This window comes from Paraconexibacter sp., assembly GCF_041602235.1.
Taxonomy (GTDB): Bacteria; Actinomycetota; Thermoleophilia; order Solirubrobacterales; family Solirubrobacteraceae; genus Paraconexibacter.
In genome coordinates, this window is record NZ_JBFIGP010000371.1 from 1 (window position 1) to 3,149 (window position 3,149).

Annotated in this window: 4 protein-coding genes and 1 riboswitch; of the genes, 3 read left to right on the top strand and 1 reads right to left on the bottom strand. The window is 71.7% G+C overall.

Features of this window, described 5'->3' with window-relative positions:
• Positions 1–536, top strand: a 536-nt coding sequence (locus ABYE80_RS19060) for a DJ-1/PfpI family protein (RefSeq protein WP_372791896.1), incomplete at its 5' end; no start/stop codon positions are given.
• Positions 537–792: 256 nt separating this feature from the next.
• Positions 793–949, top strand: a riboswitch (cyclic di-AMP (ydaO/yuaA leader).
• 18 nt (positions 950–967) lie between these two features.
• Positions 968–1,636: a transglycosylase family protein gene (locus ABYE80_RS19065; protein ID WP_372791897.1), complete on the top strand. Its 669-nt coding sequence runs from the start codon at positions 968–970 to the stop codon at positions 1,634–1,636.
• A 45-nt stretch (positions 1,637–1,681) separates the two neighbouring features.
• Here ABYE80_RS19065 and ABYE80_RS19070 read toward each other — a convergent pair whose 3' ends face one another.
• On the bottom strand, positions 1,682–2,365 hold the full coding sequence (locus ABYE80_RS19070; protein ID WP_372791898.1) for a DapH/DapD/GlmU-related protein: 684 nt from the start codon (positions 2,363–2,365) through the stop codon (positions 1,682–1,684).
• Positions 2,366–2,391: 26 nt separating this feature from the next.
• On the opposite strand from ABYE80_RS19070, the gene meaB reads away from it, so the two are divergent.
• On the top strand, positions 2,392–3,149 hold a 758-nt coding region (gene meaB / locus ABYE80_RS19075), incomplete at its 3' end, for a methylmalonyl Co-A mutase-associated GTPase MeaB (protein ID WP_372791899.1).

Sequence of the window (3,149 nt, forward strand, 5' to 3'; positions counted from 1 at the left end):
GGCTCGCGCACGAGCCGGGCCTGGTCCGCACGGACAACGGCATGCTCGCCCTCGAGGCCACGGCCACCTTCGAGGACCTGCCGCGTCCCGACATCGTCGTCCTCCCCGGAGGCATCGGCACGCGGGCCCTCCTGGACGACGACCGTCTCCTGGCCTGGATCCGCGAAGCCCACGAACACGCCCGGTGGACGACCTCGGTGTGCACCGGGGCCCTGCTGCTCGGGGCCGCCGGGCTGCTCGACGGGCTGCGGGCGACGACGCACTGGCTGGAGCTCGAGTCCCTGGCGGCGTTCGGAGCGCTGCCCACCGACGAGCGGATCGTCGTCGAGGGGTCGGTCGTGACGGCCGCCGGCGTGTCGTCAGGCATCGACATGGCGCTGTGGCTGACCGGGGAGATCGCCGGGACCGAGTTCGCCCAGGCCGTCCAGTTGATGCTCGAGTACGACCCGCAGCCCCCGTACGACACCGGGTCGACCGCGGTCGCCCCGCCGGAGCTCGTGGCGCGGATCCGGGCTGACGCGGCCGCGTTCCGCTGATCACCCGAGCGCGGACGCGCCAGCCGCAGTTCCGGGATTCTGGAACCCCGGCGAGTACCGGGACCAACACTCGATGTTGACTCGAGGGTCGTCGAATGCCCGTGATCATGCGGCGATCCGCGGGTCTCGCGGGCTCACGTCCCGCCGGCAGAGCCTCAGGGTCGATATGAGCTTGAGGCTTTGCCAGGCGCCGGCCATAACGCTCGTGAACCACCGGGCTGCCGATCCGGGAGAGCCCTTGCTAGGTTTCCCGGCACGAAACCCAACGCCGAGTCCTCGCAGCCCCGCGCTCCGAGGAACGGGGGACCCAGTGGACCACGACGGTCCGGGGGCGAATCGCCGTCACAGACGACGGCGTAGCGCAGTCTCAAGCGCGAGCCCGACAGCTAACCCCGTAGGCGCCGAGACGACCCGAGGGGTGCCGTTCCAACGTGAAGCTGTTCCGCCGTACCGTCATAGCGCTGAGTGTCCTCGCCACGACCGCCGTGGTGCCGACCGCCGCGTTCGCGCAGCAGGAGGCCGAGGCCGCCGGCGGCGTGTCGTCCGACAGCCAGATGACCGCGAGCCCCGCGCCCAAGCAGGGCTCGCCGACCGTCCGCACGCTCAAGCCCGGCTCCCGGGGCCGCCGCGTCCGCTCGCTGCAGCGCCGCCTGCGGATCAAGGCCGACGGGGTCTACGGACGCAAGACCAAGAGCGCGGTCAAGCGCTACCAGCGCCGCAAGCGGCTGAAGGTCGACGGCATCGCCGGGCCCGCGACGCTGCGCGCGCTCGGTCTCGTCCCGAAGGCGTCGAAGCGGGATTCGGTCGCGTCGAAGAACCCGCCGGCCGACGTCGATCTCCCGGACACGATCCCCGCGAAGGACCGCCGCGTGCTCGAGCGCATCGCCGAGTGCGAGTCCGGCGGCGAGCCGACGGCCGTCTCGAAGGACGGCACGTACCGGGGCAAGTACCAGTTCCACGTGGACACCTGGGCGGCGATGGGCGGGTCCGGAGACCCGGCGGCCGCACCCGAGGACGAGCAGGACAAGCGCGCCTGGGTCCTCTACGACCGCCAGGGCACGTCGCCCTGGGGCGTGTGCGGCTCGCGGGCGAAGTCCTGACAGCACGCCGGTCCCGGCCGGGCGCCGGACCGCGCGCTACGCCGATCAGGACCAGCGCAGCGTCCTGGGCGCCTCGCGCATCCGCAGGACCCGTGCCGGGACGCCGCCGCAGACCGCGTTGGCGGGCACGTCGCGGGTGACCACGGCGTTGGTGCCGATGACCGCGTTGTCGCCGACCGTCACGCCGCGCAGGAAGCAGGCCCCGTAGCCGATCCACACGTTGTGGCCGATGCGCACGTCGCGCATGTAGATGCCCTGCGCGCGGATGGGTCGCTCGACGTCGACGACGCCGTGATCGAAGTCGATGAACATCGCCCGGTCGGCCACGATGCACTCGCGCCCGATCGACACGTGCTGGAAGCAGCTGATCGTGCACTCCTGGCCGAGCACGGTCTTGGCGCCGATCCGCACCTCACCCTCGTGGGCGCGGACCTTCGTCCCGTGCCCGAGCCACGACCAGCGCCCGAGGTGCACGACGGCCTTCGGGCCGATCTCGAACGTCACGCCGGGGCACACGAACGCCATGCCGTCGAGCTGCAGCCGGTCGCGGTACCGCAGCTTCAGCGCGGCCAGCCGGACCGCTCCGCGCAGGTACTGCCACCGCAGCATCCGGTTGCGGCGGGCGAAGCGCAGGAACGTCAGCAGACCACCGTGCAGTGGCGGCGGCTCGCCGCGGACCACGACGTCGGGGACATCGGTCGGGAGCGGAGGGGAGAGGACGGGATCCACGGGCGCAAGGGTAGTCTGCGACGCCCATGCCCGACGAGTCGAAGCCCCAGGAACCGCAGTCCCTCGCGCAGCGTCTGCTGGCCGGCGACAAGCGCGCGCTCGCACGCGCGATCACGCTCGTGGAGAACGACGACCCACGGGGATGGGAGCTCGTCCGCGAGGTCTACCCGCACACCGGCAAGGCGGCGATCGTCGGGCTGACCGGCGCTCCCGGTGCCGGGAAGTCCACGCTCATCGGTGCACTCACCAAGCTGCGCCGTGAGCAGGGGCGCGAGGTCGCCGTGCTGTCGATCGACCCGTCCTCCCCGTTCACGAAGGGGGCGCTGCTGGGCGATCGCATCCGGCTCACCGACCACTTCCTCGATCCGGGTGTCTTCATCCGCTCGATGGCGAACCGCGGTGCGCTCGGCGGGCTGTCCGAGGCCGCGCTCCAGGGCGCGCTGCTGATGGATGCGGCCGGGAAGCAGGACGTCCTGCTGGAGACCGTCGGCGTGGGCCAGGCGGAGATCGACGTCATCGACCACGCCGACACGGTGGTGCTCGTGCTGATGCCGGGCTCGGGCGACTCGATCCAGGCGCTGAAGGCGGGCGTCATGGAGATCCCGGACATCATCGTCGTCAACAAGGCCGATCACCCGATGACCGACACGATGGTCCGGGAGATCCGCTCGGTGCTGTCGCTGGCTCCCCAACGCGGCTGGCGCGTCCCGATCATCAAGACCGAGGCGGCTCGCGGTCACGGCGTCGACGAGCTGCTCGAGCAGCGCGACGCCCACCGCGCCAA